This is a genomic window from Neobacillus vireti, assembly GCF_036962465.1.
GTDB classification, from domain to species: domain Bacteria; phylum Bacillota; class Bacilli; order Bacillales; family Cytobacillaceae; genus Neobacillus; species Neobacillus vireti_B.
In genome coordinates, this window is record NZ_JBALNF010000033.1 from 128,308 (window position 1) to 135,061 (window position 6,754).

Genomic DNA, 6,754 nt, shown 5'->3' on the forward strand with positions numbered 1-6,754 from the left:
TTTGTAGAATGCTTTTTTTTAATATGTAGCTGATGATTTTAAATCATCATGTGTAAGAAAATTTCGTACATCCTCGATCGAAAGTCCGATTTTTCTTGCTTCTAAGATGAGCTCCATCCATTCCTGATCAACAACATCCATTTCTTTTTCAGTAATCACCATTCTACTCACTCCCAAAATACCGCTGTATTCCAGGTAACCCGGCCATCATAGCAGCTTCTCTCCTGCCTTAGATCCTCGGCTTTGCGTCCCTGCTTTTCAACAGGTTTGCCCTTTTCTGCTTTCCCGACTTAAGTAATGCAATCTTCTTTTACCATTTTATATCTAGGTATTTTTACTTAATCTTTTTTGATATGTTCATTATATCGATTAGGACAAATGGAATGTGTTGTTTTTTGTCATTTTTTACTAATTTTCTAACAACTTTTTAAATCAATTTCTCCCATAATTCTACATTTAACTACTTTTTATTCACAAAAACTACCTTAATGGTTAACATGGTTAAATTTGTCTAAAATGTGACAGAAAGAATATAATATAAACAACATATAAATATACTAAATATTTAAAATATTTAAAAAGGTGGTGCGTGATATGACCTTGATCCATGTTTTGAATTTTTCTATCCCTATTGCCTTTATGGTGGTTGCAGGTTTTTTATTGGACAAAATGTGCAAACCGGTTGAACAAGAAAAAAAAGCTGGTGATGAGTAGCTCCCTGCTCACCAAACCAACTCTTCTTATTTATTTATTTTACGATGTAGGTTTAATTCATAGTTTTTAAACAGGGATGAATTTGTTTTAACGCCCCTCTTTGCCATTAACTGATTAAACCTTAACAGCTTTTCATTTAGTTTTCTTTGAAGGTTCTCCCTTTCGTTCTCATCGCATTTTTTGAGTAGATCTTCAATATTCATCATTTCTTGACGTATGCGTCTATCATCCTCTGTATAACCGGCATTTTTCATTATTTTATAGGCCATCCGCAGGTCCTCGGGAATTCCGGATAAATCCTCCAGCTGCATAGGTTTGCCAAGGCCAGGCAGTGAATCAAATTCACCATCTTGATACGCTTTTTTTATTCGGTCTTCTGACAGAATCTGAAAAAAGTCCATGTCCAATGCCTCCTTTTATTACCCTATTGACTATTATAATTATACCAACTGCTGCCCTATTATTAAATTGGAAATATGATTCCAAATTATTTTCGAGATGTTTGGGGAAACTACATGCGAAGACGAAAGGAGTGTTAACGTTGGCTCGTGGAGAACATTTTGAACACAAAAAGAAAAATCATCCGGGTAATTTCCCAAAGGACAGCCTGACAGAAAAGCATGTAAAGGAAGCCATTGGAGATGAAGAATTAATTGTTACCCAAGAAGCTTTTAAGAATAGAATCGAGGATGAGGATGAACAGCGTGTAGATACTGGCCGCTGGCTCCCAAATCATATGAAGTAAAAAAGGCGTGAGTTTTTCACGCCTTTTTTGATGACTCTTTTATAAAAGGAAGAAAGAGGCTGGATTCTCAAGCTCTTAAATTAGGATCCAGCCTCTCATATATTGCAGCACATACCACTTATTTTAGATTTAACTTTTTTAAAGCATCTGCCAAAGCTGTATTAATGGGCTCTTCTTCTTTGTTTTGGCTTTTCAGATACTTTTGCACTGTACGCTTATCCACTTTACCGGCAGACTCTTTTTTACGGCGTGCTTCGAAAGCAGAGAGTTTCTCACGATGCCCGCATTTACATGTAAAGATTTGTCCTTCCCCTTCTCCTCGGAGTTCCAGTTTTTTATGGCATTGAGGACAGCGCGCATTTGTGACTCTCGAAACATTTTTGCGATGTCCACATTCACGATCTTGGCACACAAGCATTTTACCTTTTTTTCCGTTTACTTCAAGCATGGGCTTTCCACAATCTGGGCAACTTTTTGTAGAGATATTATCATGCTTATACTTTTTATTACTCGCTTTAATTTCAGCAACAATTTCTTTTGTATATTTTTTCATTTCGCTAATAAACACATCTTTTTTTAACTTTCCATGGGCAATTTGATCAAGCTTTTGTTCCCATTCAGCTGTTAGGGCTGGAGATTTTAGTTCTTCAGGTACTAAATCCAGCAATTGACGTCCTTTAGAGGTAAGGTGAATGTCTTTGCCGCGCTTCTCGATTAAGAATGAATTGAAAAGCTTATCAATAATATCAGCACGGGTTGCTACAGTTCCTAATCCACCAGTTGATTTTAAAGTTTCTGCCAGTTGCTTACTTTTGGTTTCCATATACTTCGTAGGGTTTTCCATTGCTGATAGTAAAGTTGCCTCGTTAAAGCGGGCAGGTGGACTGGTTTGACCAGATGTTTGAGCGATTAATTTCACGACAAGGGTATCGCCTTTTTCGATCCGAGGTAAAATCTGTTCCTTTAGGTCTTCTGCTGTATCCTCGTCTTCATAGCGATTCTCATATATTTCTTTCCACCCGGTTGATAAAATCGTTTTTCCCCTCGCAACAAAGTTCTCTTCCCCAATTTTTGCACGCAGCGTTAGCTGCTCATATTCGAATGCCGGGAATAACACCGCTAAGAATCGTTTTACCACTAAGTCATAAATTTTTCGCTCTTTATCAGTGAAAGCCGAGAAGTTTACATACCCTTCTGTTGGTATAATTGCATGGTGATCGGATACTTTACTATCATCGACGAATGCTTTCGAAGCTTTTATCGGCTTACTTAATATCTTATTAGCTAACGGACGATATTCTCCAACTCCACATGCCCTCAAACGTTCAGGAAGTGTTTCGACAATATCGGAAGAAAGATAACGCGAGTCTGTACGAGGATAGGTTAAAACTTTATGCTGCTCGTATAATTTTTGCATAATATTTAACGTTTCCTTTGCAGAGTAGCCAAAGATTTTATTCGCATCGCGCTGCAGTTCGGTTAAATCATAAAGACCCGGAGAAAAGGACTTCTTCGGTTTTTTCTCAATTTCTTTTACAACGGCATTTTGTTTGCCCAGTTTTTTCACAATCGCATCGGTTTTTTCTTTATCAAAGCTGCGGCTATTCCCTTTTGGATCCTGCCAAGTCAATTTTAAATTGTCTGTTGTTTGGGCTTCGATGCCATAATAGGTTTGCGGTTTAAAATTTTTGATTTCGTCCTCCCGAGCTGCAATGATTGCAACCGTCGGGGTTTGAACACGGCCGCAGTTTAGCTGGGCATTATAACGAGTTGTTAATGCACGGGTGGCATTAAGCCCGATATACCAATCCGCTTCTGACCGGGCAACAGCAGAATGATATAAATTCTCATAGGCATTGCCCGGCTTCAATTTCGCAAAGCCATCTTTAATTGCTTTATCAGTAACTGAAGATATCCAAAGACGTTTTGTAGGTTTATTAACCTTTGCCTTAGCAAGTATCCATCTTGCAACTAATTCCCCTTCACGGCCACTATCTGTTGCAATAACAATCTCCCCGACATCAGAGCGTTGTAATTGGCTTTTTACAGTATGAAACTGCTTACTCGTTTGCTTAATGACAACAAGCTTTAGCTCATTTGGAAGCATCGGCAAATCTTCTATTTTCCAGGTTTTATATTTATCGTCATACACTTCGGGATCTGCAAGGGTAACTAAATGTCCCAATGCCCATGTAACAATATATTTATCTCCTTCAAAAAAGCCATTCCCTTTTTTATTACAATTCAATACTCGTGCAATATCTCGAGCGACAGAGGGTTTTTCGGCTATAACTACACTTTTTTTCACTTTTTTAAACATCCTTTCGGTAACCCATTAACCTATAATATAGCATAAAACATCCTAAAATTCAGTTTAGCCGAGGGAGTGGCTTTTTTTCCCTTGAAACCACTTCCAGAGGGATAGTATGATGTAGTGGCACGCATAAAGAGAAACGAGGATTTTTATGAGGATAAGGGATTGGGATGCAAATTTAAAGGTTCGATTATTTGCGGAAGCCTTGGTGAATATCACCTACTGGATGTTTTTTCCGTTCTTATCGATTTATTTTGCTGAAGAGTTCGGCAAAAATAAAGCAGGTTTATTATTAGTGTTTTCACAAATATTTTCTGTGTTAGCCAACCTAATGGGAGGATATTTTGCTGACCGCTTTGGACGAAAACGAATGATGGTTCTAGCCTCTTTCGGCCAAGGGCTTTCATTTTTATGCTTTGCCTTTGCCAGTTCTCCATGGCTGCAGTCTCCGTGGTTAGGATTTGTGGCGTTTACGGCAGCAGGTGTGTTTGGTTCATTTTACTGGCCTGCAAGTCAGGCCATGGTTGCAGACGTGGTCAAAGAAAAAGATCGCAGCGATGTGTTTGCTATCTTTTATACATCGATTAACATAGCTGTAGTAGTCGGACCCATTTTGGGATCGATTTTTTATGTTCATTATCGCTTTCAGTTATTGCTTTTTGCTGGGGCTGTTTGTATTTTAGTAGCTTTAATCCTGACAAAGTGGACTCGGGAAACCGTCCCTTCGCAAACAAGTGGCTCTCTCACTAGAGAGGGAAAATGGTATTACTTTTTAAGAAACCAAATTAGAGACTATGCTCTAATTGTGAAAGATAAAACCTTCCTCCTGTTTATTATTGCTGGAGTCTTAGCAGGTCAGACTTTTATGCAATTGGACTTATTAATACCTGTCTATATCAAGGATTTTGTAAAAGATCAAAGTCTGGTTGCCTTTGGGGATTTGTCGTTCCTTATTAAAGGAGAGCAGGCATTTGGAATTGTTTTAGCGGAAAATGGTTTTCTCGTTGCCTTGCTGACCGTCTTTGTAACAAGATGGATGAGTAAATATTATGAGAGAAACGTCTTCGCCCTCTCCTCTGTTGTATATGCAATATCTATTGTTATGTTTAGTCAGACACACTGGATTTGGGGATTAATTTTCGCGATGGCCATTTTTACCTTTGCAGAATTAATGGGAGCTGGACTGCAGCAAGGTTTTGTTTCCAAACTTGCACCAGAGCATATGCGAGGCCAATATTTTGCAGCGGCCAGCTTGCGATTTACGATTAGCCGGACCATTGCCCCACTTGCCATTCCAATGACTGTTTGGGTGGGCTATGGATGGACGTTCTTTATTCTTTGTCTGCTCGCCCTTGCGAGTGCAGGATTATATTGGATCATGTTTTATGTGTTCGAAAAAGACCAAAAGCGCAAGCGCCTTGAACAGCCCCGACAAGCATAAGACGCTCTGGGAAAGAAGGCGTTCTTTGCCTTCATTCCCAGAGTGGCTGTAGACCATCGAGGGCTAGGCGCTGAAGCTGGACGTCGACTGTCCTTTTATTAACAGTTATCCACAAGCGAAATTCCAACGATATAATAGCAGAATCACTGCTTAGACGGCTCCATTACTATGGTTTACGGTTTATTTTTCCATTTAAACACGCTACAATATAGGAAGATTCTGATAAAAAGGAGATACATAATATGAGTGATTTTATTAAAAATCTTGAAAAATATGCAGAGCTAGCCGTTAAGGTTGGTGTGAATATTCAAAAAGGCCAAAGCTTGGTGGTAAATGCCACTTTAGAAGCAGCTGAATTGGTCCGTCTAATTGTCAAAAAGGCTTATGAAACAGGCGCACTAAATGTCATTGTGAACTGGAATGATGATTTCGTTTCAAGAACTAAGTATGATTTAGCTCCAGATGAGGCTTTCTTAGAGTATCCCGTATGGCGTGCAAAGGAAATGGAGGATTTAGCAGAAAAAGGGGCAGCCTTTATGTCGGTTATTTCTTCAAGTCCTGACTTGTTAAAAGGTGTGAATCCTGAACGAATCGCTAACTTCCAGAAGGCAGCTGGAAAGGCACTTTCCCAATATCGGAAAGCGATCCAATCAGACAAAGTCAGCTGGACAGTGATTGCTGCCGCCTCACAGGATTGGGCTGCGAAAGTATTTCCGAATGAACCAAGTGACAATCAAGTAAATAAGCTTTGGGAAGCTATTTTCAAAGCTGTCCGTGTTGATACAGAAAATCCGGTTGAAGCTTGGAAAAAGCATGACGAAACCCTTCATGAGAAGGTCAACTATTTAAACGGAAAAAGATATAAAGAACTTCATTATACTGCGCCAGGAACTGATTTAACAATTGAATTGCCGGAGAAACATCTTTGGGTAGGTGCCGGCAGTGTTAATGAAAGCGGGTATGAGTTTATGGCAAACATGCCAACTGAAGAGGTATTTACTGTCCCTCTAAAAACTGGCGTGAACGGTACGGTTGCCAGTACGAAGCCGTTAAGCTATGGGGGCAATATCATCGACCGCTTTTCGGTCACGTTCGAAAATGGAAAGATTGTTGGGGTGAAAGCAGAAGAAGGCGAAGAAATCTTGAAGCGTCTTGTGGAAACTGACGAGGGTTCGCATTATCTCGGGGAAGTAGCGCTTGTTCCTTATAATTCTCCTATTTCACAGTCCAATGTGCTGTTCTTCAATACTTTATTTGATGAAAACGCCTCAAATCATTTAGCGATTGGCAGTGCCTACGCTTTCTGTATAGAGGGCGGGAAGAAAATGTCTTCAGAGGAATTAGCACAAAACGGGCTTAACGAAAGTATTACCCATGTTGATTTCATGATTGGTTCCGCCGATATGGACATTGATGGAGTAACGGTTGATGGGAAAACAGAACCTATCTTCAGAGCTGGTAACTGGGCTTTTTAAAAATGACGTGATTAAGGGATGGGATGGAACTGGTATTCATTGACAGTGGCTCTTATCCCCCGTAC

At 39.6% G+C, this 6,754-nt stretch carries 6 protein-coding genes and 1 riboswitch; of the genes, 3 read left to right on the forward strand and 3 right to left on the reverse strand.

Annotated features, from left to right (window positions below; all coding sequences use genetic code 11):
- Positions 1-18 precede the first annotated feature (18 nt).
- Together V7077_RS15570 and V7077_RS15575 are read right to left on the reverse strand one after the other, a co-directional pair.
- Positions 19-162 carry an anti-repressor SinI family protein gene (locus tag V7077_RS15570; RefSeq protein ID WP_215047788.1) on the reverse strand — a complete coding sequence of 48 codons (144 nt, stop codon included), beginning with the start codon at positions 160-162 and terminating at the stop codon, positions 19-21.
- Positions 163-191: 29 nt separating this feature from the next.
- Positions 192-282: riboswitch (cyclic di-GMP riboswitch) on the reverse strand.
- A 458-nt stretch (positions 283-740) separates the two neighbouring features.
- Positions 741-1,115, reverse strand: coding sequence for a DnaJ family domain-containing protein (locus tag V7077_RS15575; protein ID WP_335503471.1), 375 nt, complete (start codon positions 1,113-1,115; stop codon positions 741-743).
- 131 nt (positions 1,116-1,246) lie between these two features.
- On the opposite strand from V7077_RS15575, the gene V7077_RS15580 reads away from it, so the two are divergent.
- Complete coding sequence (locus V7077_RS15580; RefSeq protein ID WP_420489660.1) at positions 1,247-1,459, forward strand: hypothetical protein; 213 nt, start codon at positions 1,247-1,249, stop codon at positions 1,457-1,459.
- A gap of 118 nt (positions 1,460-1,577) precedes the next feature.
- On the opposite strand, the gene V7077_RS15585 is transcribed toward V7077_RS15580, so the two are convergent.
- Positions 1,578-3,767 (reverse strand): DNA topoisomerase III, encoded by a 2,190-nt coding sequence (locus tag V7077_RS15585; RefSeq protein ID WP_335503475.1) that lies wholly within the window; start codon positions 3,765-3,767, stop codon positions 1,578-1,580.
- A 157-nt stretch (positions 3,768-3,924) separates the two neighbouring features.
- On the opposite strand from V7077_RS15585, the gene V7077_RS15590 reads away from it, so the two are divergent.
- Together V7077_RS15590 and V7077_RS15595 are read left to right on the forward strand one after the other, a co-directional pair.
- Positions 3,925-5,214: an MDR family MFS transporter gene (locus V7077_RS15590; protein WP_335503477.1), complete on the forward strand. Its 1,290-nt coding sequence runs from the start codon at positions 3,925-3,927 to the stop codon at positions 5,212-5,214.
- A gap of 242 nt (positions 5,215-5,456) precedes the next feature.
- Positions 5,457-6,689 (forward strand): aminopeptidase, encoded by a 1,233-nt coding sequence (locus V7077_RS15595; protein WP_335503479.1) that lies wholly within the window; start codon positions 5,457-5,459, stop codon positions 6,687-6,689.
- Positions 6,690-6,754: the final 65 nt, after the last annotated feature.